Raw genomic sequence first — 24,863 nt, 5'->3', positions numbered from 1 at the left:
CTGGGAACGGGCACCGAGCCCCCGGTCCTGGTGGCCCAAAACTTAGCGAGGGCGTATCGAGCGTGGATCGCAACCTGGCACTTGAGGCAGTAAGAGCAACCGAGGCGGCGGCGCTGGCGGTCGGGCGGCTAATTGGCAAGGGCGATGCGGAATTGGCCGAGCGCGCGGCCTGCGAGGCCATGCGCAGCGCGCTTAACGCAATCGCGATCGACGGCGAGATCGTGATTGGCGAAGGCGATCGCGGCGAGACCGATTTGCTCTATGCCGGTCAAATTGTCGGCACTGGGATTGGGCCCGAGGTCGACTTTGCACTCGACGCCCTGGAGGGCTCGCTGGTCAGCGCCACTGGTGGTCCCAACGCGCTGTCATGCGTGGCGCTGGCCGAGCGCGGCAAGATCTTACGCTGTCCCAACACCTATATGGAAAAAATCGCGGTGGGGCCAATCGGGCGGGGGATTATCAGCCTGGATCGCTCACCGACCGACAACCTGCGCGCGCTGGCCGAAGCCAAGAAAGTGTACGTCGAGGATTTGCGCGTCGCGATCCTGGATCGGCCCCGCCATGAGGGACTGGTCGCCGAGGTGCGCCGGGTCGGGGCCGGCATCAAGCTGCTGTCGGCCGGCGATTTGTCGGCGGCCCTGGCCACGACCAATCCCGATAGCGAAATCGATATCCTCATGGGAGTTGGTGGCGCCCATCAGGGAGTGCTGGCGGCGGCCGCCATCCGCTCGGCGGGCGGTGACATGCAATGCCGCTTTCGGCCGCGCCACGAACAGGAAGCCGAAGCCTGTCTGGCCGCCGGCATCCTCGACTTCAACCACTGCTATACTCTGGAGGAATTGGCCGGCGACAACGTGATGTTTGCCGCCACCGGCGTGACCACCGGCGACTACCTCAGGGGGGTACGGTTTTTCTCTGGCGGTGCCATGACCAACAGCGTGGTGATGCGCTCTAAGACTCGCACCGTGCGCTTCATCCAGGCGATCCATCGCTTCGATTTCAAGCCGGAGTATTGAGCGGCGACCGGCGGGCGTGTGCCCTCACGGCGAAGGAAGGCACAGGGGCGCACGAGCTTTATAATGGAGCTGCAGCTTAATGACAGTCAACTTGCGATTCGCGACTTGGTGCGCCGCTTCGCGCGCGAGCAACTGGCGCCGCAAAGCGCGAGGATCGACCGCGAGCACGCCTTTCCCGCCCAGATTATCGCCGAGTTGGCTAAGCTCGGACTGATGGGCATCTTCATCCCGGAGCGCTACGGCGGCGCTGGAATGGATCACATCAGCTACGCCCTCGCGCTGGAGGAGCTGGCAGTGGCCTGCGCCTCCACCGCGGTGATCGTTTCCGCTCACAGTTCACTTGCCTGCTGGCCGATCCTGGCGGCAGGCACCGAGGCACAGCAGGCTCGCTTTTTACCGGCGATGGCCGCCGGCCAGGCACTGGGCTGCTTCGCACTGACCGAGCCGGAGGCAGGTTCCGACGCCGCCGCCCAGCGCAGCCGCGCACGTGCCGAGGGCGAAGGTTACGTTATCGACGGGACCAAGAATTTCATCACTAACGGGCCGCAGGCTGCGGTCGCGATCGTGTTTGCGGTGACTGATCCCGGGGCCGGCCATCGCGGTATCAGCGCCTTCATCGTGCCCACCGATAGCGCCGGTTTCGAAGTCGTGCGCACCGAGGAGAAGCTGGGAATTCACGGCGCTCATAGCGCTCAATTGCGTTTTACCCAAATGCGCATTGCCGCCGACTTGCGGCTGGGCGAGGTAGGCAGCGGCTTCAAGCTGGCAATGCAGACGCTCGACGGTGGCCGCATCGGTATCGCCGCGCAAGCGGTCGGGATCGGGCGGGCGGCGCTGGAGCGAGCGCTGCTTTACGCGGGCCAGCGGCGTGCCTTTGGAGCACCGATCGGTAGTTTTCAGGCGGTCCAGATGAAGCTGGCCGACATGGCAGTGGAACTCGACGCTGCTCGCCTGCTGACTTGGCAGGCGGCGGCGCGCAAGGATGCCGGCGCGGCGCACAGCAAGGAAGCCGCGATGGCCAAGCTGTTCGCCTCCGAAGCTGCGATGCGCGCCGCCAACGAGGCGTTGCAGATTCATGGCGGCTACGGCTATACCCGCGAGTTCCCCCTGGAGCGCTATTATCGCGATGCCAAGATCACCGAGATCTACGAAGGCACTTCCGAAATCCAGCGCCTGGTGATCGCGGCCCGGGTGTTGGAGACCAGCGCGGGTTGGCGATGAGCGGCAAGCGCGAGTGGGAAGAGCAGGTTTACAGCCGTAGTGCACCGCGGCCGGCACGCTTTTCCACCCTGTCGGACCTTGAACTCCAACCCCTGTACACGCCCGAGGATCTCGCCGGCGACTACGAGGACGGGCTGGGCTACCCCGGGCAGTTTCCCTACACCCGCGGCGTGTACGGTTCGATGTACCGCGGGCGGCTGTGGACGATGCGTCAGTTCGCAGGTTTCGGTCTGCCCGAAGACACCAACGCGCGCTTCCATTTTCTCCTGGGCCATGGCGAGACCGGCCTATCTACCGCTTTCGATATGCCTACCCTGATGGGCTACGATGCCGATCATGAACGGGCGCTGGGTGAAGTCGGACGCGAAGGGGTTTCGGTGACCTCGATCGAGGACATGGCACGTCTGTTCGCCGGGATTCCGCTGGACCAAGTCACCACCTCGATGACCATCAATTGCTCGGCCTCTATTATCCTGGCGATGTACCTGGTCAACGCGCAGCGTCAAGGCGTGGCCTGGAGCGCGCTGGGCGGCACCATCCAGAACGACATGCTCAAGGAGTATATCGCGCAGAAGGAATGGATCTGTCCGCCCGCGCCGGCCCTGCGGATCGTCACGGACATGATCGAGTTCTGTGCCCGGCGCGTCCCACGATGGCATCCGGTGTCGATCTCCGGCTACCACATCCGCGAGGCCGGCTCGACCGCGGCCCAGGAGTTGGCCTTCACCCTGGCCGACGGTCTGTGTTATGTGGAGCAGGCGATCGGGCGCGGTCTGGATGTCGATGAGTTCGCGCCGCGGCTCTCCTTCTTCTTCAACCTGCACAGCGATTTTCTCGAAGAGATTGCCAAGTTGCGGTCCGCCAGACGGCTGTGGGCGCGCCTGATGCGCGAGCGCTTTGCTCCTCGCGACCCACGATCTTTAATGCTACGTACCCATGCCCAGACTGCGGGCGCCGCGCTCACCGCTCAGCAGCCCATGAACAACGTGGTGCGGGTTGCACTCCAGGCGCTGGCTGGAGTGCTGGGTGGCGTCCAGTCGCTGCATACTAATTCGATGGATGAGACGCTGGCCCTGCCCACCGAAAGCGCGGTCACCCTCGCCCTGCGCACCCAGCAAATTATCGCCGAAGAAACCGGTTTGACCAATGTGATTGATCCGTTGGGGGGCAGTTATGCCCTCGAGGCGCTAACTGACCGGCTGGAGCGCGAAGCGCGCGCCTACTTGGACGCCATTGACCGGATGGGTGGAATGCTGCGCGCGATCGAGCTGGGCTATCCGCAGCGCGAGATTGCCGACGCCGCCTTTCATTATCAGCGCCAGCTCGAAACCGGCAGCAAAACCGTGGTCGGCGTCAATACTCACGTCCAGCCTGAAGACGGCCATCCGATCCCAACCCTCAAGATCGATCCAGCGGTGGAGCGCGAACAAATCGCGCGGGTACGCGCGTTCAAAGGGCGGCGTGATAGCGTCAAGTTGAATCAGGCGCTGGAGCGGGTCGCGCGGGCCTGTCACAGCGGAGAAAACCTGATGGAGCCGATCTGCGCGGCGGTTGCCGCCGACGGCACCGTGGGCGAAATCAGCGACGTGTTTCGCCGCGAGCTGGGTGTGTATCGTGATCCCGGCTGGCTATAATCGGACCAGGTGAAGGCGAGCGATGCAGGAGCAGCGGCGGCTTAGAATAGTGGTGGCCAAACCGGGGCTGGATGGGCACGACCGGGGCGCCAAGATTATCGCTCGCGCCTTGCGCGACGGCGGTTGCGAGGTGATCTACACGGGGCTGCATCAAACTCCGCTGATGATCGCGGAAACCGTGATCCAGGAAGACGCCGACGCAGTGGGCTTGTCTGTGCTCAGCGGCGCTCACATGACACTGTTTCCTGAGGTCATCCGCTTGCTGCGTGAACGCGGCGCCGGCGACGTGATGGTCTTCGGAGGGGGAATTATTCCGCCCGAGGATGGCGCGCGGCTAAAAGAAATGGGTGTGGGCGAGATTTTCGGGCCCGGAGCCTCCACCGAGGAGATCGTGGCCTGGGTGCGCGAGCACGTCCAACCGCGCGCTTAGCATCGGTGGGTCGATGAGGTCGAATTTTCTTCGCGAGCCCGTCGATCGTCACGCGCGGCGACAGCGCTGGTGTGTAGCAAGACTTCGACGGCTATGGACTTTGAACTAACCCAGGAACAGCGCCAATTGCGCGAAACGATCGCGGACTTCGCTCGGCGCGAAATTAAGCCTCATAGCGCGGCTTGGGAAACGGCCGAACGCTTTCCGCGCGAGCTGTTTATCCAACTGGGCGCGCTGGGCGCACTCGGGTTGAGCTTTCCCGAGCAGCTTGGCGGCGGCGGCGCGGACACCGTATCGCAAGCGCTGGTGATCGAGGGGCTGGCGCGCTACGACGCCGCGGTGGCGCTCAGTTGCGCGGCCCATATCTCGCTGGCCACCGGCCATATTCAGCGCTATGGCGGCCCCGAGTTGGTGCGTCGCCACGTGCCCGACATGATCGCCGGGCGCAAGGTCGGAGCCTGGTGCCTGAGCGAGCCGGGCTCGGGTTCGGATGCGGCTGCGATGCGCACACGGGCGCATCGCGAGGGCGACGGCTATCGGATCAACGGCGGCAAGATGTTCATTACCAACGGCAGTATCGCCGACATCTACGTAGTAACCGCGATCACCGATCCGGCGCGCGGCCGCGATGGTATCTCGGCCTTCGTGGTCGAGCGCGACAGCCCGGGGCTGGGCAACGGGCGCAAAATCGAGAAGATGGGGCTGCGCGCGTCGGATACCGCCGAGGTAATCTTCGACAATGTCTTCGTTCCCGCCGCCAATTTGCTGGGCACCCCGGGCCAGGGTTATCGGCAGGCGACCACCCTGTTGGAAACCGGGCGGGTAGGAATCGCCGCCTTTTCCCTTGGCATCGCCCGTGGAGCGATGGAAGAGGCGGTCGCCTATGCGCGCGAGCGCCGCCAGTTCGGCCAGCCGATCGCCAACTTCGAGGCCATCCAGACCCTGATCGCCGACATGGCGACCCGCTGGGAGGCTTCCTGGGTGCTCTTCTTGAGGGCTGCCGCGCTAAAAGATTGGGGCCGGCCGTTTGCTCGTGAAGCCGCGATGGCCAAGCTGTTCGCCTCCCAGAGCGCGGTATGGATTACGAACAAGGCGGTGCAGATTTTCGGCGGCTACGGCTATATCACCGACTATCCGGTGGAGCGCTACATGCGCGATGCCAAGCTGGCCGAGATCGGCGAAGGGACCAGTGAAATCCAGCGCCTGATTATTGCTAAGTCGCTGCTGCGCGACGGCTACCTGCCGGCCTGAGCCGTGAGCACGCCTTCCACTTCGCCTGAATGTCCGCGCTGCGGGGCTCTCTTGCTTGTCGACGCGCGCTTTTGCAACCGATGCGGCGAGCCGATCGGCTCGGGATGGCGCATCGCACGCCCTCAGGAACCTTATTCCGATCGTTCGGGGATGGTCGCGTTGTTGCTCTGCCTGTTCCTAGGCTATCTGGGAATCCATCGCTTTTACGTCGGTAAGTTGGTCACCGGACTGCTCTGGCTTGCTACCGGTGGCTTGTTCGGTATCGGCTGGCTGGTCGATCTGATCCTGATCGCGATGGGGCGCTTCCGCGACGCCGACGGCTTCCGCATCCCGCTCTGGGATTGAAAGATTGTATCTCGGCCCGGCAATCAGGCTGCCGGCCTGAACTCAGCCATTTCAAAGCTATCGATTTGCGCTATTGCAGAGCCGACTCTTCGATCTGCACCGGTGGTGTGAAGGCGCGCACCGGGGGCGCAGCAGCTAGCCAGCGCTCGACTTCCACCAGGGCGGTGGCCGAAGTAGGGCCCTGGCCTACGCTGGAGGTGCCCTGATCGCGGGTCAGCATGTTGGCGTTGCCATGCGCGCACAGTTCTTCGTCGCCGTTCATTACAGGGTCGAACCATGCACCGCAAGAAAGCCGCACGACTCCCTCGCTGACGGCGTCGGTTATCAGCGCGCCCGCCAGGCAAGCGCCGCGCGCGTTATAAACCCGCACCACGTCGCCGTCGCTGATACCGCGTTTGAGCGCGTCGCGGGGATTAATCGCAATGGCTTCGCGGCCGGCAATCTTGCCGCGCGCGCTGACCGGGCCGCAGTCCATCTGGCTGTGCAGGCGGTCGCGTGGCTGGCTTGAGACCAGATGCAGCGGGTAGGCCGCGGCCAGACTCCCGCCCAGCCATTCGGCGGGTTCGATCCAGGTCGGATGCGGCGGGCAATCGGGGTAGCCGAAATTGGCAATTGTGGTGGAATACAGCTCGATGCGGCCCGAGGGCGTGGCTAGGGGATGTTTTACAGGATCGGTGCGAAAGTCCATGAATAGAATGTATTCGTCTTGGCGCCCGGGAATTTCCAGATAGCCCTGGCGCCAAAATTCCTCGAATTCGGGCACCACTTCGCGCGCCGCTCCGGTGCCGGAGCGGAACTGGTTGTAAATATGGTGCAACCAGCCCCCCTCGTCGCGGCCGCCTGTGTACTGGGCTTCGCAGTCCAGCCGGCGCGCGAGGTCGCGAAAGATCGCGAAGTCGTCGCGCGCTTCACCCACGGGCGCTATCGCCTGATGCATCGCGATCACGAATCGATCGCGCGCCGCGCCGCCGATATCGTTGCGCTCCAGCGAAGTGGTCGCCGGGAGCACGATGTCGGCGTGACGAGCGGTCGCAGTCCACCATGGCTCGTGGACGATGATCGTCTCGGGCCGCTGCCAGGCGCGGCGCAGCTTGTTGAGATCCTGATGATGGTGGAAGGGATTGCCGCCGGCCCAATAGACCAGACGAATGTCGGGATAGATCCCTTGATGGCCATTGTAATCGTAGGTGCGGCCTGGGTTGAGCAAGCAATCGCTGATGCGGGCGGCGGGGATGGCTTGGCCCAGCGGATTGCGCAGGCTCTCCATCGCCGGCCCCGCAAAGGCGCGTGGCGGTTCGGCAATTCCCGCCGCCGAACCGTAGCCGAAGCCGAAGCCGCCGCCGGGCAGGCCGATCTGCCCCACCAGTGCCGCCAGCAGAATCAATGCCCAGTATGGTTGCTCGCCGTGATCGGCCCGTTGCAACGACCACGACGCGGTCAGCATCGTGCGGCTGGCAACCATCTGGCGGGCCAGCGTCCTAATAGTCTCGGCCGGTACCCCGGTTATCGCCGCAGCCCAATTCGCATCCTTAGGCTGGCCGTCGCTCTCACCCAACAAATAGGGGCGTACGCGCTCGAAGCCTTCGCAGTAGCGCGCGACAAACTGGCCATCGTGGCGCTCCTCGGCCACCAGCGTATGGGCCAGCGCGAGCAGCATCGCGGTGTCGGTGTTGGGCCGAATCGGCAACCATTGCGCATTCACGGCCGCAGGGCCGTCATCGCGACTGGGGCTGACATTGATCACCCGCACTCCGGCTCGCGCCAATTCACGTAGCCATCCTGCGGTTGGGTGGGCGGCGCATCCACCCTTGGTGACTTGGGTGTTTTTAGGATTGGCGCCCCCAAACAGGACCATCAGGCGGGTATGGCGGGCGATCGAGCTCCATGAAGTCAGCGGTCCGGTGACCGCTTGCGCGCTGCCCAGCAGGTGGGGCAGAAAAGTCAGCGCTGTGCCGAAGCTGTAATTGGAAGTCTGGTCGACGAAGCCGCCCGCCGCCGCCAGGAAGCGCCGGAGTTGGACACGTGCTTCATGGAAAACGCCCGCCGAGCTCCAGCCTTGCGAACCACCCATGATCGCGCTGGCCCCATGCTTGGTCTTGACCCGGGCGATCTCCCGCGCCACCAGATCCAGCGCGCGCTCCCAAGATACCGCCACGAAGGGTTCCCGGCCGCGGCCGGCGCCATTCCCCGGGCCGTGAGCCAGCCATCCCTGGCGCACCATCGGCTGCGCGACACGCATCGGCGAGTGCACCGCGGCCGGAATCGCCTCGAGCAGGGGCGAAGGGTCGGGATCGTGCTCGAAGGGGCGCACGCCCACCACCCGCCCATCTCGGACCTCGGCCAGGAACGCGCCCCAGTGGCAATGATGAGGGACCAGTTTGACATCCATCATGATCGAACCTTAGTTGCGGAAAGCCTAAGACTAGCACATCTCGCGTGACAGACCGGTAGCGCGTGGCCGCCTATCCGCCGGGCGTCCTGGGCGCGCGGTCAGTTAGATGTTGAGGCGGTAGAGCTTGGCAGCGTTATCGTGGGTGAGCTTCTTGCGCAGCTCGGGGGCGAGGCGGCCCATCTGGCGCTCAATGGCGGCGCGCGAGTTGGGCCATACGCTGTCGGGATGGGGATAGTCGGAGCCCCACAGCAGATGGTCGGGTCCGAAGAAATCGATTAGCGCCATCGCTACATGGTCTTCCTGAAAGGTCGGATAAATCTGTCGCTTGAAAAGATCGGAGGGTTTTTCACGCAGCGGGATGCCGCCTTTGTCGGCCCAATATTCTTTGGCCTCCCACAGCCGCCAATAACGGTAATCGAGTTCCTGGACCACCCACGGCAGCCATCCGGCGCCGGCCTCGGCTAGGACGATCTTAATCCCGGGGTGGCGCTCCAAAATGCCCCAGGCGAACAGATCGACGAAGGAATCCAGAAAGCCTGCCACGAAGTTCTTAGTCGCGCTGAAAGTGCCAGCCGGAGTGCCGGCGGCCGGGTCGTCGCGCCGGGCGCCAACGACGAAGACCGTAACGTGGAACGAGAGGATCAGGCCACTATCTTCCAACGCGCTCCAGAACGGCTCCCAAGCCGGGTCTGAGATTCCGGGCTGTATACCTGCTAGCGCGAGGTTAACCTGCTTGAAGCGCCCGCCTTTGGCCAGGCGGCTCAACTCAGCGGTGGCGGAAGCCGGGCTCCAGGGGAGCATCGGCACGCCCAGGAAACGCTCGGGTGCGTAGGCGCAGAACTCAGCCAGCCAGTCGTTATAGGCCCGATGGCAGGCGTCGCGGAACTCTTGATCTTCTTCGATAATGGAGGTGATCGGCCCGAAGATGAGCTGGGTATGGACCCCGTCGCGGTCCATATCCGCCAAGCGTAGCTTGGGATTACCGGGCCGCAGGTCGCTCAAGTCGGAATGGCCGCCGCGTTCCAGCGCCGTCAGGTAGGGCGGCGGCGTGACCGCTCCCTTGGGCCGTATCCCACGCCAGGGCCCCCACACCGTGTCGCCGCTGATCCACCAGCCGCGACCCTCGCGTTCTTCGACGTGGGGCGCCCGCCTGGTATACCTGGCGGGCAAGCGGCTGGTCCATAGGTCCGTGGGCAGATAGCCCAGATCCAGGTGATCGTCGCATGAAATCAGCTTGTAACAGTTGAGGTCATCCATCGCTTACCCCCTTGCCAAGCTGGGCCTCGGGTTTGGGCTGACTTCCTCGAACATAGGCTTACCCATCTCGCTGTCAATCTTTGCTCTACTTGCAGGTAAACGCCCGGGTGCGATGCTTGAAGCTGGTGCATATGCCACACTGTGCCGCGTCATCATGGCCGAGCCAGTTTTTCCAAGCCCAGCGGAGGTCGCTCCCGAGGTCGAGCAGGACGATACCGGACCAGTATCGGTATCGATGTTTCGAGCACTGCGCCATCGCAACTTTAAGCTTTACTTTTTCGGCCAGGCCACCTCGCTTATCGGCACCTGGATGCAAAGCGCGGCCCAGGCCTGGCTAATTCTTAGATTGACCAATTCCTCGATGATGCTGGGAGTGGTCTCGTTCGCCAACTATCTTCCGGTGCTGCTGATGACCACTTTTGCCGGGGTGGTGGTGGACCGGGTCGATCGGCGCCGACTGATTACCGCGACGCAGATTTTGCTGATGCTCAGCGCGATGGTGCTGGCGGCGCTTACCTGGTTGGGAGTGGTGCGGCCGATCCACGTCATCATCCTGGCCGCCTTCAACGGCATCGTCAGCTCCTTTGATATGCCCGGCAGGCAGGCTTTCGTGGTCAAGATGGTCAATTTAGAAGATCTCTCCAATGCCATCGCGTTAAACTCGCTGATCGTTAACGGGGCGCGGGTGGTGGGGCCCGCGGTGGCCGGCATATTGATCGCCGCGGTGGGCACCGCCACTTGCTTTTTCCTCAACGGCTTGAGCTATCTGGCGGTGATTTGGAGTCTTTTGGCGATGACCCTGGCCACAGAGGAGGTGCACGTCAAGCATTCCTCGATGCTGGAGCGGTTGCGCGAAGGTTTCAGCTACGTTCGCCATCACCAGCCCACCCTCTACCTGCTGCTCTTGTCGGCGGTGGCCAACGGGGTGGCCTCGCAGTACGCCGTGTTGGTGCCGATTTTTGCCCGCAACATCCTACATGGCGAGGCGCGCGACTATGGCTTCCTGATGGCGGCCCAAGGGCTGGGTGCAATGGTTGGCGCCTTCATTCTGGCCATCCGGGTAGGCGACGCCCGCGAATTGTCCTGGATGCTCGGGCTGGGACTGCTGCTCATGGCGGTGGCGACCTCGCTCTTCAGCTTCTCGCCCTGGCTGGGATTGTCGCTAGCCGCGCAAGCGCTGATCGGAATGGGGCTGATCGGATCGCGCACCACCACAAACACCCTGCTCCAGATCTCGGTTCCCGACGAACTGCGTGGGCGGGTAATGAGTTTCTTTACCCTGTCGGCGATCGGGATGCTGCCCTTTGGCGCGCTGGGGGTGGGGTTTGTCGGCCAGCACCTCACTCCTCAATTGGCAGTGCAGTTATGCGCGCTCGTCGGCCTGCTATGCGGCGCCGTAGTCCTGATGCGGCTTAGGATCATTGCCGGCGATCCGCGTCCCTCGGCATAACAAGACTGTCTGCCGCCTTTCCTCGCTTGCGGTCGGAAAACGTTAGCTGAAACCGTCGGCTTTGTCCGGTGTCAACCTGATTTGACCACGCTACGTCTGGCTTGAGCGTCTTCAACGAAGTTCGGGAGATGACGACGAGAAGCCAAACGGAGCGCGCGTGTGAGATTGCCCGACTTTATTGGGGTTGGACCGCCACGGACGGGAACTACGTGGCTCAATGGGGTTCTGGCCGCGCGGGTGGGGCTGCCGGCCAAGGTCAAAGAGACCGATTTCTTTGCCAACCGTTATAATCGCGGCATCCACTGGTACAGTGCCCATTTCCGCCATTGTGAGGAAATGCCGGTGGTTGGCGAATTCAGCCCTACCTATTTTCATCTGCCGCTGGCGCGACAGCGGATTAACCAGCATCTCAAAGCGCCCAAAATCATTTGCACTTTGCGCGATCCCGTGGCTCGGCTTTACTCCCAATATCGCCTTCGGGCGCGACGCGACCCCAAGCAGCTCTCCCTCGCTGCCGCCATCAGGGCGGATCCGGACTTGCTCGCTCCCAGTTGTTATGCCGAGCATTTGGAGGCCTGGTTTGACATTTTTGGTCGCCAGAACGTGTATGTCACATTTTACGAAGACCTTTTGGCCTCCCCCATGGCCTTCGTCAACGGGGTGTGCCGCTTCCTGAAGGTCCCGGAAATCGATCTGGCGACCTCGGTGGCAGCTCGACGCTCCGGGCTCAGGAATGCTGCCACCCATGCCCCCAAGCGGCCGCGTATCGCGGCACTGACCCGAGAACTGCAACTGGGCTTGCAAGCTTACGGTTATCACGGAACGGACCGGATGATTGGCCGGCTCAAGATTTGGCGTTGGTGCTCGCAGCCGGGCCGCCCATTTGCGCCCTTGACACCGGATCAGGAGTTGCCTCTGCGAGAGCGGTTCCTGCCCGATATCGAGCGGTTGGAACGGCTGCTCGGTTGCGACCTGTCGGCCTGGAAGGTGCCTGGCGGGGTCGCGCCAGGTGAGCCTGCCATGACTTCGCTGGCGGTCGATCTGTGACCGAAGCTCGCCCCGAGGCGCCCGGCGCAAGCGCGGGAGGGCGCCAGATGATACAAAGGGGTGGGAGAGTTGACCATGGCCAGCTCACGACAATTGCACCTGGGTGCATTCATGCGGCCGGTGAGTATCCATACCGCGGCCTGGCGTTATCCGGGCGGTTTGCCCGACGCCAATTTCAATTTCCACCACCTCAAGCGTTTTGCGCAGACCCTGGAGCGGGGCAAATTTGACGCCTTTTTCATGGCCGACCATCTGGCCGTGCTCAACATGCCGATTCAGGCGCTTAAGCGCAGTGCCACTGTCACCTCGTTCGATCCGCTTACCCTGCTACCGGCGTTGGCCGTGGTTACCGAACATCTGGGCCTGATTGCCACCGCTTCCACCACCTACAACGAGCCCTACCACGTGGCCCGCAAATTCGCTTCGCTCGACCATATCAGCGGGGGACGTGCGGGATGGAATGTAGTCACCTCCGGCAACCCGCACGAGGCGATGAACTTCGGCCGCGACGAGCATCTCGACCATTCAGTGCGCTATCGGCGTGCGCGCGAGTTCGTCGAAGTGGTGATGGGGCTGTGGGACAGTTGGGCCGATGACGCCTTCATCCGCGACGTCGAGAGCGGGATCTATTTCGACCCCGACAAAATGCATGTGCTCGATCACAAGGGTGAATTTCTCAAGGTGCGCGGACCGCTCAATATCGCACGGCCGGTCCAGGGCTGGCCCGTGATTGTGCAGGCGGGGGCTTCCGAAGAGGGACGCCAACTGGCGGCCGAGACTGCCGAAATGATCTTTGCTCCGGGTAGTACCTTGGCCAACGCGCGCGCCTTTTATAGCGACATGAAAGGTAGGATGGACAAACTGGGCCGGCCGCGCGAGCATCTCAGCGTACTGCCCGGTGCGCTGGTTGTGGTCGGTGACAGCGTAACGCAGGCGCGCGACAAGCGCGCCCTGCTCGACAGCCTGGTCCATTACGACAGCGCCATTGCCTCGCTCTCCACCGCGCTGGGCCATGACGTGTCGGGACTCGACCCCGACGCGCCGCTACCGCCGATACCGGAAAGCAACGCCAGCCGCAGCGGGCGTGAGCGAGTGATCGAGCTGGGCCGGCGGGAGCATCTTAGCGTGCGGCAACTCGCGCAGCGGGTAGGTGGCTATGCTGGTCTGGCCTTCGTTGGCACGCCCTCCACGATCGCCGACGAGATGGAGGAGTGGCTGCGCGCCGAGGCCTGCGATGGTTTCAACGTGATGTTTCCCTACCTTCCGGCCGGCCTGGATGACTTCGTTGACCGCGTCGTGCCGGAGCTGCAGCGGCGCGGTATCTTCCGGCGCGAGTATGAGGGTAAAACCCTGCGCGAGCATCTGGGTCTGCCTCGTCCGAGCAACCGCTTCTTCACCTAACGGGCTGCGGCAAAAAATCTGCCAGGCCTGCTCCCAAGTCTCTAATCTCCCTGGCCAGGAGAGAAAATCGAGAGAGCAAGCCAAGCTGTTACGGAGGTTGCGGCTTGCAAGAACGAGGTTGTCCGTGCCGTGTCGCTCGGCGCTTTTGCCCAACACCGCAGCGAGTTCCGTCATTCCTTCCCAGCTCTTGGCGCGCGCTTAGCGACTGAAGGTGCCGATCAGTTGGGCCCGCCCGATCACATGCCCTTTGAGGGCTTGGCGCAGTTGCGCGCCCGTGCCATCCTCCAGAGTGATAGGCTCGCTCACTGCGTAAAGATCAAAGTGGTAGTGATGCACCCGGCCCGGAGGCGGGCAGGGGCCAGTATAGCCATAGCCATGGCGGCTGTTTTGTCCCTGCTGTCCGCCCCCAGCGATCAGCGGAGTTTTATTCAAATCCTCGCTCAACTCGTTGGTCTTGACCGGCAGGTTGTATACTACCCAATGGACAAAACGGCCGCCTGGCGAGTCCGGATCGCTCAGGATCAGAGCCAGGCTTTTGGTCCGCGGCGGAACTCCGCGCCAGCTCAATGGAGGCGAGACGTCTTCGCCCGCACAGGTATATTTCACCGGAATTGGTTGGCCCGGGGCAAAAGCGGGGCTGCTAAGCTCCATCGCTTGAACCGAGCTGACGCTGCCGACGACGATGGCGACAACAGCAATGATGCGAAGCGAGGGTGTGAGCATGGTGATCGATGAATTCTCCTTTTTGAGCAATTTGCCCAGCCTCGCTCACTGTAACAGAATGGTCTGGCCCGCGGGTACAAAGAGGCTTGCGCAGACTTGGCGCGGCGGGTTGAATGGATCTAACTGGTTGAGTCTTCAAACTCCACCGCTTCCAGGCCGTTCTTTTATTTATTCACAACAGTGGACGGTTGGGTGAACAGGATGGCGGATGCAACCGGAGGTCATTAAGTCCATGTCCGAGGCGATCGACGAGCGCCGTCTTACCGCGTTACGCGAGATTCTGAGCCTGCAGCGCAATGCCGAATCAGCCAAGATTCGTGAGTTTCGCCGCGATCAGGCCGATGAAACCCTTAACGTTCCCAGCGATGACTTGGAGGTGGCGCGCTCGCTGGCCGATATCGAGATGCATGCCAGTTTGATCGAGCGTTCCGAAGAGCGGCTCAAGGCGATCGACGCCGCCTTTGGTCGGTTGGAACAGCACAATTACGGATTGTGCGAGCAATGCGGCAATGAAATCTCGCTGGAGCGGCTGCGAGCCTTGCCCTTCGCGACTTTTTGTATCGATTGCCAAGAAAAGCGCGAGCTACGCCGCGGTCAGCTGGGGGCGCGGGTTAATCCGACCGACGAGCCTTTTATTCGGCGCTGGCGCGGGCCCGAAAATTTAGAGGAATCGGTCGAAGACGATCAGGTCAAGGAACCCGAGGACGAATTGGCCGTGCGCGAGAGCGCGTTCGGGCCCGAGGAGGGCGAGCTGGAAGAACCCTTGAGCGCGCCGCCAGCGCGTCGGGGCCGGCGTCGGCGCAGTCAAGCCTAAAGCCTCGCTCAAGGTGGCGGCGGCCGTTCGGCCAACAACGAGGCCGGAATCCGTGGGCCGGTGCGCAAGCCGCGTTCCAGTTCGGTCAGGATCTGATGGACTCGCTGCAAGGGGTCTGAAACCTCCCACAACGCACGCCCGAAGACAAGGTAGTCGGCGCCCGTGCGTAAGCCGCAGGCGGCTTCGGCGCCCACTTGGCCTCGAACCGAGGTCACGATCAGAAAACGCCGGCCGCAGGCCGCGCGCACCCGGCTGGCATGCTCGGGATCGATATAAACCCCGTCCACCGCTGCCTGTGCGGCGAAACGGGCCAAGCGGAGCAGTTGCTGGTCGTCGCCCAGCAGCGCTTCCGTCGGTCGCACCAAGCTTAAATACGTCGCCACCGCCAACAGGTAGGGCCGGCGCAAGCCCTCCAGTTGGCACAAGCGGCTGATTTCCGCCCGCGTGCGCTCGATTCCTTCGGCCGAATAGTTGGGGTGAAGGTCGAACATCTTGACCCCCAAGCGGGTGGCTTGGACCGCCGCTCGCGACAGCAGCCTGGGGCTGTCTTGAAACTTCAAATCCAGGAAGATCTCGCCACCGCGGCGGCGGATGGCGCGCAGCAAATCGGGCCCGGCCTGCAAAAACAGGTGCTTGCCAACCTTGAACATTCCTACTTGGTTGGCCAGCCGTTCCACCATCTGCAGCGCTTCTCCCGGGCTGCCGTGATCGAGTTCGACAATCACCCGCTCGCGAAGCGCGCTTTGGCGTAAAATTGAAAAAGGCCAATAATCAGGCACGGCGATAGGTACAAACCTCGCGCTACTGCCGCAGTCGTCGCGGATCTTATGCAGAGCTGGATGAAGGGAAAGTAGATCCAGCCTTTTTACCTTGTCAAGGGGCGAGAGGTGGTGCTTCCGATGTGGGCGCCCACGCGCAGCTTATTCTCGTCGTTGCAGTTAGTTGATTCGCTGCTTTCCCCCGCGGCGCTACAGAATTGCTCCGACCTCTTTCGCCCGCTTGCGGGGGGAGGGTGATTGATGGGGGTACGCCTGGCTACCTCACGCGTGACGTGCGCTTGGGCGTCCCATGATAGCGTGGTAGATGACCAACAGGACCACAGCGCCGAGGAAGGCCACCACAATGCTCCAGGCATTGAAACCAGTCACCCCGGGCTGTCCGAAAGCGTGGAAAATAATCCCACCGATATAGGCGCCGACAATCCCCAGGACAATGTCCCAAAAAAAGCCTTCGCCATGCCGATTGATGGTCAAACTGGCGAGAAATCCTGCAATCAAACCCACGCATAACCAGGCGATCCAGCCGGCTGCAGGCCAGTTATTGCCGCCGTTTACGGCCTGGGCCAGGGCCGGGGTGGCGACGGCGAGCGATACGACCAAGGATAGCGAGGCAACGGTTTTGGACATGACATGCCCTCCGATCAGCTATTTTGGAAACATTGCGCGCTTGGCCGCAATCATTAACTTATGCGGAAAGAGATGAGGGCAAGCTCCAGAAACACTGTATCCGCGGGTCCTTTCCCCGCGTAGCCTTCAGCGTCGAGCGGGCTCGCTCAAGGGGAGTCCCAGCAGATGGCGGCGCAACCAATCCAAGGCCAATTGGGAGGCGCCTAATTTGACCCATTCCCGATTCCCCCGCATCCAATGGGTGCGCGCTTGGCTGACCGCGGGCGCCTCCAGCGCAAAGCAGACCGTGCCCACCGGTTTGTCGGGGGTGCCGCCGTCAGGGCCCGCGATTCCCGAGGTGGCGATCGCTAGGTCGGCGCCGGTGACCCGGCGGGCGCCGGCGGCCATTTCGCTGACGCATTGCTCGCTGACGGCGCCATGGCGCTCGATAGTGTCCGAGTTAACGCCCAGCAGCTTGATCTTGGCAGCATTGGAATAGGTGACCAGCACGCTCAGGAGATACTTCGAGGAGCCAGGGACGTTGGTCAGGCGATGGCCAATCAGTCCGCCGGTGCACGATTCAGCCACCGCCAGGGTTAACCCGCGCGCGCTGAGCAGTCGGCCGACGGTTTCTTCCATCGAGGTGTCCCCTTCGCCATACACGTAGGGGCCGATTTTGGCCATCACGCGCGCGCTCAATTCCTCCAGGCGCGCGGCCGCCGCATCGGGCCGCCCGCGCACCGCCAAGCGCAAAGAGATCTGCGGAAAACTGGCGCGAAAAGAGACCCGAGCTTCTTCGGGCTTGATCACCCCGCTGACCAATTCGTCCAGTCCCGATTCGCTAATCCCGTAGGTTTGGAAGGTGCGGTTGACCAGCACCTGGTCGGCGCCCCGATTCTCCACCAACCACGGTACCACGCTGTCTTGCATCATCGGCTTCATCTCGCGCGGCACACCGGGCAGCACGACGAGATGGCAGACGTGGGAGGCTTGCGGCACGGCTAGACGGAAGCCGGGAGCGGTCCCAACCGGGTTAGCGATAATCTCCGCGCCCTGAGGGAAGAGGGCCTGCTTGAGATTGTTTTCGGGCATCTGGCGGCCATTGGCGGTGAAGATCTGCCGGATGTGCTCGGCGCTAGCTTCGTCGCGTAGCAATGGTTTGCCGGCCAGGCGCGCGATCGTTTCGGTCGTCAGGTCGTCGGCCGTAGGTCCCAAACCGCCGGTCGAGATTACCACGTCGGCCAGTCCCATCGCGGTACGCCAGGCCCACTCCAGCCGTTCGGAATAATCGCCTACCGTGATGACGCTGACCACGTCCAGGCCGAGCTGGCTCATGAGATCGGCCAGATAACTGGCATTGGTGTCGGTAATCCGGCCGCTGGTCAATTCGTCGCCGGTGGAGAGAATCGCAACCCGCTCGATCATGCTCATGCTCCCTGCGCGTTACCAGCCATGGGCGGCTACCTTCCTGGCATACTACCGCCCGCTGGCTAGGATCGAGGATTCCCGCGTGTTCAGCCTACTCGCCCCGAACTGGGGGCGGCGGTTCCTGGATCTCCAGCTCGACCCCGCTCACCCCGCTCACTTGGCGTACCACGGTCAGCGCCAACTCATCCCAGGGTGGCACTAGGGCGCTGCTTCTGAGAAGGACCTGGCCCCGCGAGCTCTCCACTGCAATCGCGGCATGGCCTATCTTGGGATGGGCCATCAGCGCCGCTCGCACTTGCGCGGCCAGGCAGTGGTCCGCCAATGCTTGGCGCGCTGCAAGGTCCTCGGCTGCGGCAATCTCGTGCACCATCAGCGCCAGGGCTTCGCTGATAAGGGTCAGTGGACGGGCCGCGGTGTTGACCGTTAGATCGTAGACTGCTGGGTCGTTGAGGCCCAGCCCATTCATGAGGTGGGCTACCCAGGCTTGCATCTCCTGATCGTGATGGAGCAAACGCCGCTCGGCCGCGCCAGCTTCCAGCCCTTCTTCACGCATCACCGTTTCTACCCGCGCTTTGAGCGGGCTTACGGCGCGGACGCGCAGCAATTCACTGATGCCGGCGGGCAGCATGCAAGGAATCACTCGCCCCACAATCACGACGTGATGGTCGCCGACAAAGTTCAGGGCGACGGCGCGAAAGTAAGTATACAAACGGGCGCTGTCCAGGGTTAGCCGCTCCCAGAAGCGGGGCTGGCGGGCATCGATGAGATCGAGCATCCTGCGGTCCAGGCCGAAGCGGCGAGCCGCCTCGGCCGCCATCTCGTCGGGCCCCACCAGCGTGCATTCCAACCGCTGAGCCAAGGCGCGTCCCAGCTCCAAGCCGCGAGCGCCCAGTTGTTGTCCAATCGCGACCACTGCCATGAGGATTGCCTCGCCTCCACGCCGGGTGCAGCAATTGTAAAGCCGAGGGCGGGCGCTGCGCAAATCGACCCAGCGCGCGGGCGCCCTTGCCGCGAAGCTAACCGCGTGACAGCCTGGCAGCTGGGCCCAGGGTGAGAAATCCCCCACACAGCATGCAACGCGGCGCGCGCGGGGAGGCCTGGGTGGCGCGTGCCCGATCACACATGGTGGGAGATGGCGAGAAATAAGGCGCCCGGACTGCTCTCCGGGGAAGCAATCAATCCGCGCCCGATCAATGCCCAGATGGGCGTGGCGGATTTAATCGACAGCGCGTTTCTGGCCTACAACGGCCGCCGACTGCGCGAGGCCTGCCGTCTGTTCACGGAACGGATGCTGGCCCCGGACACCGTGGTCGGCATGAGCATCACAGGCGCCTTGACTCCCGCCGGAGTAGGCATGTCCTGTCTAATTCCGCTGGTGGAGCACGGCTTCGTGGATTGGATCGTTTCCACCGGCGCCAACCTCTATCACGACACCCACTTCGGACTGGGACTCAAGATGTTCCAGGGGCGTGCCGAGGCCGACGATGTGGCTCTGCGCGAAGCGGGAGTGGTACGCATCTACGATATTTTTTTTGATTACCGGGTGCTGCTTTCAACCGATGCCTTCTTTCGCGAGCTGGCCCGCCAGCCGGAATTTCAGCATCCAATGAGCAGCGCGGAATTCCATTACCGCGCCGGCCGCTACGTCGCCGAACGCGAACGGGTGCTCGGGCTGGAACGCCGCTCGCTGCTGGCGGCGGCGCATGAACACGCAGTCCCGCTCTATACCTCCTCGCCGGGCGATTCCTCCATCGGCATGAACCTGGCGCTGCTGGAACTGGAGGGCTATGGGCTACGGCTGGACCCGCTGGCCGACGTCAACGAAACCGCGGCGATCGTGTACGCGGCCAAGCGGCAAAAACTCAACAGCGCGGTCTTTATCCTGGGCGGCGGTTCGCCCAAGAATTTCATGCTGCAAACCGAGCCGCAAATTCAGGAAGTGTTGGGGGTGGCCGAGACCGGTCATGATTACTTCCTGCAGATAACCGACGCGCGGCCCGACACCGGCGGGCTGTCGGGCGCCACCCCAGCCGAAGCGGTGAGCTGGGGCAAGATTGATCCGAGCAAATTGCCCGATACGGTGGTTTGCTATGTCGATAGCACGGTAGCCCTGCCCTTGATCACCGCATATGCGATGGCGCGGCGCGAGGCCCGCCCGCCGCGGCGCTTGTACGAGCAGCGCCAGCGGATGCTGGACCAACTCAAGGAGGCCTACGAGGTGGTGCGCAAGGAGCGCCAGCAGAAAGGACAATCATGAACTGGGAGCTCGAGCTGAGTTGCGCGCGTCGGGCCGCCTTGGAGGCCGGTCGAATTATCCGCGATTACTTTGGTGGCGAGGCCTTTACGGTGGGCTCCAAGGGCAAGCAGGGGCCGGTAACCTCGGCCGATCTGGAGGCCGACGCTGCTGTCAAGAGCATCCTGGGGGAGGCTTTTCCCGCCGACGCCTGGCTGTCGGAAGAGACCGCCGACAATTCGGCGCGTCTGTCCTGCCAGCGCGTGTGGATCGTCGATCCGCTAGACGGCACCAAGGAGTTCATCAAGCGAATCCCTGAATTCGCGGTCGCCATTGCGCTCGCCCAAGAGGGCGTACCGGTAGTGGGCGTGACCTACAACCCCATCAAGGACGAACTGTTCTGGGCGGCGCGCGGGCGGGGTGCTTTCTTGGGCGAGCAGCCCATTCACGTTACGCCCACTACCAATCTGGGCCGAGCCAAGCTCCTGATCAGCCGCAGCGAAGAGGCCCGCGGGCGCTGGAAGCCGTTTGAACATCTGGCCTTACTCAAGGCCACTGGCAGCGTGGCCTATAAGCTGGCGCTGGTGGCGGCGGGACGTGGCGACGCCACTTTCAGCCGCTCCCCTAAAAGCGAATGGGATGTCGCCGCGGGCCATATTCTGCTCAGCGAGGCGGGCGGGTTGCTGACCGCGCGCGACGGCAGCGCGCTGCGCTTCAATCAGCCGACGGTGCGCGTGCCTGGGATTATCGCCTCCAACCGCCTGCTGCATCCACAATTGGTGGCGCTGGCCAACCGTCCCGATCTGCCGGCGGACTGACCCTCCACGGCTCAGACCAGGGCGCCGGCGGCACGCAAACGAGCGATCTCGCCGTCCTCCAGCCCCAGCACTTCGCGCAGCACCTGATCGGTATCCTGGCCCAGGGTAGGCGCGGCCCAGCGCAACTGGCCCGGGGTGCGCTCCAGGCGGTAGGCGAGGCCGTCGTAGGGCGCGGCGCCGACCTCGCGATGTTCCAGCCAATGCCAGAAATCGAAGGCCAACAGGTTGTCGTCGTGATGCAGATCCAGGCAGTTTTGCACCGGATAGGCGGCCACCCCCACGGCCTGCAGGCGTGCGGTCAGATCCCAGACCTCCTGCTCGCGCACCGCGGCGGCGATGAAACTGTCCAGCGCGGCGCCCCCGCGTATCCGCTCCAGCATCGTGGCGAACGGCTCGCTGCCCGGCGGATTTCCCAGGGTCGCGAGCAAGGCTTGCCACTGCTGGTCATCGCTCACCGCGATCGCGATCCATCGCTCCTCGCCGCCTTCGTCGCGCGCGCGATAGGCGCCGTGAGGCGCATAGCGATCGCTGTGATTTCCCTGGGGTTGCAGTACTCGCCCGGTGGCGAAATGGTCGATCAGGGCGGGCGCGAGAAAATGCAGGCTAGCCTCGTATTGAGATAGGTCGATGTATTGGCCGCGGCCGGTGCGCTGACGGTAATCCAGCGCCGCGATCAGGGCCGTGGCGCCCAGGCGGGGAGCGACGTAATCGGTATACGCGCCGTACGGTGGGGCGGGTTCGCCGTCGGGATAACCCGAGATGTAAACAAAACCGGACAAGGCCGCCATCAGTTGGCCGAAGCCGGGCATCATAGCATGGGGACCGGTCTGGCCCTGCAAGCAAGAGGAAAGCATGATCAGATCGGGTTTGAGGGAGCACAGATGGTCGTAGTCCAGCTCCCACTTGCGCATCGCCTTGGGCGTGAAGTTCTCCACCACCACGTCCGCCCATTCCACCATCCGTCGGGCCAGCGCGCGCGCTTGTGGATGGTTCAAATCAAGCGTCAGGCTCTTCTTGGAGGTGTTGTAGCCGGCGAAGAATTGACTGCGATTCAGACCGAATTTGCCGTCGGCCCATGGTGGCGCCATTCGAAGCACGTCGGGATGGGTGGCGCTTTCAATTTTGATCACTTCGGCGCCGTTGTCGGCCAAATATTTGGTGATAAGCGGGCCGACCGCGACCCAGGTGAAATCGAGCACATGCAGGCCGGCAAAAGCTGAGCATGGATCGGTAGCCACGCTCAGATCGCGCCTGCCGCGTGCAGGCGGCTCAGGTCATCGCGACTCAAACCGAGTAGCTCCCCGTACACCGCCTGATTATGCTCACCCAGCGCGGGCGGCGGCTGGGTTGGTGTCAGCGGCGTTTGGGAGAGCCGGGCGAAGGGCCCGGGCACGGTTAGCGTGGGCAACCCGGGGGGCGCGGCCATCGGAACAAAGAACTGGCGCGCCGCCAATTGTGGGTCGCGCGCGATGTCGGCTACCGAATTGACCGGCGCCAGCAGGATGCGCCGGCGAAGCCCCTGGCGATAGATTTCCGCTCGCGTCATCGGCAGCAGAAAAGCTTGCACCGCTTGGTCAAGCTCGCGCACCTGCGCCAGTTCCTCGGCGCTGGCCGCCATCAGCATGCCCGGTGCCCAAGTTTCCCACGCCATGGAGTTCATCCAGGGTGCAGCCTGGCCCTGCTCGTCCATCCACTGAATCAGCGCGCGGGTGGAAGGGGCCCCGGCAGCTCCGATGATCAGCACCGCCACGTGGCCGTCGGCGCAGCGGTAGATGAGGCGCTGTTGCAAACCGAGCGCGGCAGACCAGGCGCCGCTGCGACGAATCCAGTTGCCGTGCATGATCGGCATCGCTTGCTCGTTCATCAGGGTACCCACCACGCAAGCTTGCATGTTTATTACCACGCGCTGACCTATTCCGCTGCGCTGGCGAGCATAATGAGCGATTAGCGCTGCTACGGCGGCTTCGGCGCCGGCGTGCAGACCCGCTTGCGGCAGACTCATTTGCAAGGGCGGGCGACCGGCTTCGCCCATCATGTACATCATTCCGCCGGCGGCCCATACGGTCAGATCGGTGGCGGCAAATTGAGTACCCGGGCCACGGTCGCCAAAGGGAGTGATCGTGACCTGGATCAGCCGGGGGTTAGTAGCGGCCAGTTGTTCGTAATCCACCGAGCGTGTGGCCAAATAACCGGGCGCAAAGGATTCCACCACGAAATCGGCGTGACGGGCCAGTTCGCCCAGCAGCCGGCGCCCGTCGGCGCTGTCCAGATTCAAGGTGACCGAGCGCTTGCCCGCCTCGTACGCGAGAAAATAGAGGCTGCGCTGGGGGCCGGGAAGGTCGTCCAAGAAGGGCGGGATGCGGCGGGTGACGCAGCCCATCGGCGGCTCGATTTTGATTACGTCGGCGCCCAAGTCGGCAAAAATTCGGCCGCACAGCGCGCCTCGGTCATCGCTCAGATCCAGCAGGCGAAAGCCCGCTAGCAGCTCACAACTCATCAGCCCACCTCACGGCTATCACCTGACACACTAGCGCAAAGCCGATGCTGCCGGTAAGTCGCTGGCCAAGCTATGGCGGGCCCAGGTGCTAATCGCTACTGTTTGGGGCGATGAGAGTAATCGCTGATTTCCTAATCGTGTTGGGCGTGATGCTACTGACCGGAACCGGCTGGATCATGCTGGCCGCCATCGCGCGGGTAGATCCGTCGCAAAACGGATTGTGGGCGCTGACGATTTTAGTGTCGATGCTGGGGGCGGCGATGTTTACCGCCGGCGTGCTGGTCCATCTGCGTAAATGGCAGGGCGATTGACGGCAATCAACCTCAGGCCAGGGGCAAGGTGAAATAGAAGGTCGCGCCGTGGCCTAGTTCGGATTCCACCCAGATGCGCCCACCCAACCGGTCCACCACTTTCTTGCAGATCGCCAGTCCGATCCCGGTACCCTGGTATTCCTGGCGCGAATGGAGCCGCTCGAACATGTTGAAGATCCGATCGGCGTCGCGCGGCCGAATCCCAATCCCGTTGTCGCGCACGGCGAACTGCCAGTAGCGATCCTTGCGGCAGGCTTCCACCACCACCAGCGGAGGTTGCTGACCGCGAAACTTGAGCGCATTGGCGATGAGGTTCTGAAAGAGCTGCAAAAGCAGGGCGCGATCGCCCATCACGGTGGGCAAATCTTCAAAGCGTACCTGCGCGTGGGAGGCTTCGATCGCAGAAGCCAGGCCATGGACGATATCGCCGACCAAGGCTTGGCAATTCACCTCAGCCAGCGCCTCGGCGCCGGACTTGATGCGGGCGTAATCGAGCAGCGCGTCGATAAGTTCGCTCATCTGGCGCGCTCCCTGATCGATATATTTCAGGTACTGCTGGACTTCGCCATCGTCGTAAGCAGCCAGTCGGCGCTGGAGCAATTGGGCGAACGCACCCAGGGTGCGCAGCGGCGCCTTCAGGTCGTGCGAAACTACCGCCGCGAACTGATCGAGCTCGGCATTGGAGCGAGCCAACTCACGCGCCCGCTCGGCCAAGCGGCGTTCCGTTATGTCGCGCGATATAGACATTACGCCTACCGCCTCGCCGTGGGTGCCGAGCAGGGGAGCTACGGTGACCGTAATGTCGACCACGCGGCCGTCGGGGTGGACGAACTGGCTTTCGAGTGACAGGGGCACCCGCTCCTTGAGCACGCGCCGTACCGCTTGCTCGTAGGGTTCGTTGCGATCGATAAAATCCAAGAAACCGGGTTTGGTTCCCATGGCCTGGCTGGCCTTGATTCCGAACAGCCGTTCGGCACCTGGATTCCAGCTGGTGACCCGCAATTCGAGGTCGCGGCTGGTGATCGCTTCCTCGGCGGATTCCACGATCGAGGCCAACAACTGTCGCTCGCGTTCGGCCCGCTTGCGTTCGCTGATGTCGCGCTGAGTGGAGATGATTACTTCTCGCCCGTCGGGCCGTTTTATGGCCTGATGGACGACCTCGAATTCGCCCCAACTGCCGTCTTTGCGCCGCAGCCGTACCTCCTCGGTA

General features: G+C 63.2%; 23 protein-coding genes. 13 read left to right on the top strand and 10 right to left on the bottom strand.

Annotated features, from left to right (window positions below; translation table 11 throughout):
* The 6 genes from glpX to VKV28_06020 form a co-directional block, all read left to right on the top strand.
* Positions 1-1,016: class II fructose-bisphosphatase (glpX, locus tag VKV28_06045; GenBank protein HLH76355.1), on the top strand; the 1,016-nt coding region annotated here is incomplete at its 5' end.
* 63 nt (positions 1,017-1,079) lie between these two features.
* Complete coding sequence (locus tag VKV28_06040) at positions 1,080-2,237, top strand: acyl-CoA dehydrogenase family protein (protein ID HLH76354.1); 1,158 nt, start codon at positions 1,080-1,082, stop codon at positions 2,235-2,237.
* On the top strand, positions 2,234-3,871 hold the full coding sequence (locus VKV28_06035; GenBank protein ID HLH76353.1) for a methylmalonyl-CoA mutase family protein: 1,638 nt from the start codon (positions 2,234-2,236) through the stop codon (positions 3,869-3,871). The genes VKV28_06040 and VKV28_06035 overlap by 4 nt, the downstream gene beginning before the upstream one ends.
* 22 nt (positions 3,872-3,893) lie before the next feature.
* The gene (locus tag VKV28_06030) at positions 3,894-4,301 is read left to right on the top strand and encodes a cobalamin B12-binding domain-containing protein (GenBank protein ID HLH76352.1); all 408 of its coding nucleotides are present in this window, start codon (positions 3,894-3,896) and stop codon (positions 4,299-4,301) included.
* Between the two features lie 93 nt (positions 4,302-4,394).
* Complete coding sequence (locus VKV28_06025) at positions 4,395-5,552, top strand: acyl-CoA dehydrogenase family protein (protein HLH76351.1); 1,158 nt, start codon at positions 4,395-4,397, stop codon at positions 5,550-5,552.
* A 51-nt stretch (positions 5,553-5,603) separates the two neighbouring features.
* Positions 5,604-5,897 carry an NINE protein gene (locus VKV28_06020; GenBank protein HLH76350.1) on the top strand — a complete coding sequence of 98 codons (294 nt, stop codon included), beginning with the start codon at positions 5,604-5,606 and terminating at the stop codon, positions 5,895-5,897.
* 70 nt (positions 5,898-5,967) lie between these two features.
* Here the strand turns inward: VKV28_06020 and VKV28_06015 are convergent, their stop codons facing one another.
* Positions 5,968-8,289, bottom strand: a complete 2,322-nt coding sequence (locus VKV28_06015) for a molybdopterin-dependent oxidoreductase (protein ID HLH76349.1) — start codon at positions 8,287-8,289, stop codon at positions 5,968-5,970.
* Positions 8,290-8,391: 102 nt separating this feature from the next.
* Positions 8,392-9,546 carry an amidohydrolase family protein gene (locus tag VKV28_06010; GenBank protein ID HLH76348.1) on the bottom strand — a complete coding sequence of 385 codons (1,155 nt, stop codon included), beginning with the start codon at positions 9,544-9,546 and terminating at the stop codon, positions 8,392-8,394.
* Between the two features lie 154 nt (positions 9,547-9,700).
* On the opposite strand from VKV28_06010, the gene VKV28_06005 reads away from it, so the two are divergent.
* The 3 genes from VKV28_06005 (at position 9,701) to VKV28_05995 (ending at position 13,444) form a co-directional block, all read left to right on the top strand.
* A complete protein-coding gene (locus tag VKV28_06005) occupies positions 9,701-10,996 on the top strand; it encodes an MFS transporter (GenBank protein ID HLH76347.1) in 1,296 nt (431 codons plus the stop codon).
* A 159-nt stretch (positions 10,997-11,155) separates the two neighbouring features.
* A complete protein-coding gene (locus VKV28_06000; protein HLH76346.1) occupies positions 11,156-12,043 on the top strand; it encodes a sulfotransferase domain-containing protein in 888 nt (295 codons plus the stop codon).
* A gap of 75 nt (positions 12,044-12,118) precedes the next feature.
* Positions 12,119-13,444: an LLM class flavin-dependent oxidoreductase gene (locus VKV28_05995; GenBank protein ID HLH76345.1), complete on the top strand. Its 1,326-nt coding sequence runs from the start codon at positions 12,119-12,121 to the stop codon at positions 13,442-13,444.
* A 198-nt stretch (positions 13,445-13,642) separates the two neighbouring features.
* Here the strand turns inward: VKV28_05995 and VKV28_05990 are convergent, their stop codons facing one another.
* The gene (locus VKV28_05990; GenBank protein ID HLH76344.1) at positions 13,643-14,095 is read right to left on the bottom strand and encodes a YbhB/YbcL family Raf kinase inhibitor-like protein; all 453 of its coding nucleotides are present in this window, start codon (positions 14,093-14,095) and stop codon (positions 13,643-13,645) included.
* Positions 14,096-14,375: 280 nt separating this feature from the next.
* Here VKV28_05990 and VKV28_05985 point away from each other — a divergent pair, with 280 nt between their 5' ends.
* Positions 14,376-14,981 carry a TraR/DksA family transcriptional regulator gene (locus VKV28_05985; protein ID HLH76343.1) on the top strand — a complete coding sequence of 202 codons (606 nt, stop codon included), beginning with the start codon at positions 14,376-14,378 and terminating at the stop codon, positions 14,979-14,981.
* A gap of 8 nt (positions 14,982-14,989) precedes the next feature.
* On the opposite strand, the gene VKV28_05980 is transcribed toward VKV28_05985, so the two are convergent.
* From VKV28_05980 to VKV28_05965, 4 genes are all read right to left on the bottom strand, one after another.
* Positions 14,990-15,760, bottom strand: a complete 771-nt coding sequence (locus VKV28_05980) for an orotidine 5'-phosphate decarboxylase / HUMPS family protein (GenBank protein ID HLH76342.1) — start codon at positions 15,758-15,760, stop codon at positions 14,990-14,992.
* Between the two features lie 261 nt (positions 15,761-16,021).
* Positions 16,022-16,387: a GlsB/YeaQ/YmgE family stress response membrane protein gene (locus VKV28_05975; protein HLH76341.1), complete on the bottom strand. Its 366-nt coding sequence runs from the start codon at positions 16,385-16,387 to the stop codon at positions 16,022-16,024.
* 126 nt (positions 16,388-16,513) lie between these two features.
* Positions 16,514-17,791 carry a competence/damage-inducible protein A gene (locus tag VKV28_05970; protein ID HLH76340.1) on the bottom strand — a complete coding sequence of 426 codons (1,278 nt, stop codon included), beginning with the start codon at positions 17,789-17,791 and terminating at the stop codon, positions 16,514-16,516.
* Positions 17,792-17,885: 94 nt separating this feature from the next.
* Positions 17,886-18,713 (bottom strand): cytidylate kinase family protein, encoded by an 828-nt coding sequence (locus VKV28_05965; protein HLH76339.1) that lies wholly within the window; start codon positions 18,711-18,713, stop codon positions 17,886-17,888.
* Between the two features lie 213 nt (positions 18,714-18,926).
* Here VKV28_05965 and speY point away from each other — a divergent pair, with 213 nt between their 5' ends.
* A complete protein-coding gene (gene speY, locus VKV28_05960; protein HLH76338.1) occupies positions 18,927-20,051 on the top strand; it encodes a deoxyhypusine synthase in 1,125 nt (374 codons plus the stop codon).
* Positions 20,048-20,845: a 3'(2'),5'-bisphosphate nucleotidase CysQ gene (locus VKV28_05955; protein HLH76337.1), complete on the top strand. Its 798-nt coding sequence runs from the start codon at positions 20,048-20,050 to the stop codon at positions 20,843-20,845. The genes speY and VKV28_05955 overlap by 4 nt, the downstream gene beginning before the upstream one ends.
* Positions 20,846-20,856: 11 nt before the next feature.
* Here the strand turns inward: VKV28_05955 and VKV28_05950 are convergent, their stop codons facing one another.
* Positions 20,857-22,083 (bottom strand): CoA transferase, encoded by a 1,227-nt coding sequence (locus VKV28_05950; protein HLH76336.1) that lies wholly within the window; start codon positions 22,081-22,083, stop codon positions 20,857-20,859.
* A gap of 2 nt (positions 22,084-22,085) precedes the next feature.
* Positions 22,086-23,342 carry a CaiB/BaiF CoA-transferase family protein gene (locus tag VKV28_05945; GenBank protein ID HLH76335.1) on the bottom strand — a complete coding sequence of 419 codons (1,257 nt, stop codon included), beginning with the start codon at positions 23,340-23,342 and terminating at the stop codon, positions 22,086-22,088.
* 110 nt (positions 23,343-23,452) lie between these two features.
* Here VKV28_05945 and VKV28_05940 point away from each other — a divergent pair, with 110 nt between their 5' ends.
* Complete coding sequence (locus VKV28_05940; protein HLH76334.1) at positions 23,453-23,653, top strand: hypothetical protein; 201 nt, start codon at positions 23,453-23,455, stop codon at positions 23,651-23,653.
* 12 nt (positions 23,654-23,665) lie between these two features.
* Here the strand turns inward: VKV28_05940 and VKV28_05935 are convergent.
* Positions 23,666-24,863 (bottom strand): ATP-binding protein (locus tag VKV28_05935; GenBank protein ID HLH76333.1); only part of this gene is annotated, 1,198 nt, incomplete at its 5' end.

This window comes from Candidatus Binataceae bacterium (genome assembly GCA_035294265.1).
Taxonomy (GTDB): Bacteria; Desulfobacterota; Binatia; order Binatales; family Binataceae; genus DATGLK01.
Note: the sequence above shows the minus strand (reverse complement) of the source record. Positions and strands in the feature narration are given on the sequence as shown.

Excerpts from the sequence above, each read along its gene's own strand:
- VKV28_06040 (HLH76354.1), top strand. The coding sequence starts at position 1,080 with ATGGAGCTGCAGCTTAATGACAGTCAACTTGCGATTCGCGACTTGGTG.
- VKV28_06035 (HLH76353.1), top strand. The coding sequence starts at position 2,234 with ATGAGCGGCAAGCGCGAGTGGGAAGAGCAGGTTTACAGCCGTAGTGCA.
- VKV28_06030 (HLH76352.1), top strand. The coding sequence starts at position 3,894 with ATGCAGGAGCAGCGGCGGCTTAGAATAGTGGTGGCCAAACCGGGGCTG.
- VKV28_06025 (HLH76351.1), top strand. The coding sequence starts at position 4,395 with ATGGACTTTGAACTAACCCAGGAACAGCGCCAATTGCGCGAAACGATC.
- VKV28_06015 (HLH76349.1), bottom strand. The coding sequence starts at position 8,289 with ATGATGGATGTCAAACTGGTCCCTCATCATTGCCACTGGGGCGCGTTC.
- VKV28_06010 (HLH76348.1), bottom strand. The coding sequence starts at position 9,546 with ATGGATGACCTCAACTGTTACAAGCTGATTTCATGCGACGATCACCTG.
- VKV28_06005 (HLH76347.1), top strand. The coding sequence starts at position 9,701 with ATGGCCGAGCCAGTTTTTCCAAGCCCAGCGGAGGTCGCTCCCGAGGTC.
- VKV28_05995 (HLH76345.1), top strand. The coding sequence starts at position 12,119 with ATGGCCAGCTCACGACAATTGCACCTGGGTGCATTCATGCGGCCGGTG.
- VKV28_05990 (HLH76344.1), bottom strand. The coding sequence starts at position 14,095 with ATGGAGCTTAGCAGCCCCGCTTTTGCCCCGGGCCAACCAATTCCGGTG.
- VKV28_05985 (HLH76343.1), top strand. The coding sequence starts at position 14,376 with ATGCAACCGGAGGTCATTAAGTCCATGTCCGAGGCGATCGACGAGCGC.
- VKV28_05975 (HLH76341.1), bottom strand. The coding sequence starts at position 16,387 with ATGTCCAAAACCGTTGCCTCGCTATCCTTGGTCGTATCGCTCGCCGTC.
- VKV28_05970 (HLH76340.1), bottom strand. The coding sequence starts at position 17,791 with ATGATCGAGCGGGTTGCGATTCTCTCCACCGGCGACGAATTGACCAGC.
- VKV28_05965 (HLH76339.1), bottom strand. The coding sequence starts at position 18,713 with ATGGCAGTGGTCGCGATTGGACAACAACTGGGCGCTCGCGGCTTGGAG.
- speY (HLH76338.1), top strand. The coding sequence starts at position 18,927 with ATGGCGAGAAATAAGGCGCCCGGACTGCTCTCCGGGGAAGCAATCAAT.
- VKV28_05955 (HLH76337.1), top strand. The coding sequence starts at position 20,048 with ATGAACTGGGAGCTCGAGCTGAGTTGCGCGCGTCGGGCCGCCTTGGAG.
- VKV28_05945 (HLH76335.1), bottom strand. The coding sequence starts at position 23,342 with ATGAGTTGTGAGCTGCTAGCGGGCTTTCGCCTGCTGGATCTGAGCGAT.
- VKV28_05940 (HLH76334.1), top strand. The coding sequence starts at position 23,453 with ATGAGAGTAATCGCTGATTTCCTAATCGTGTTGGGCGTGATGCTACTG.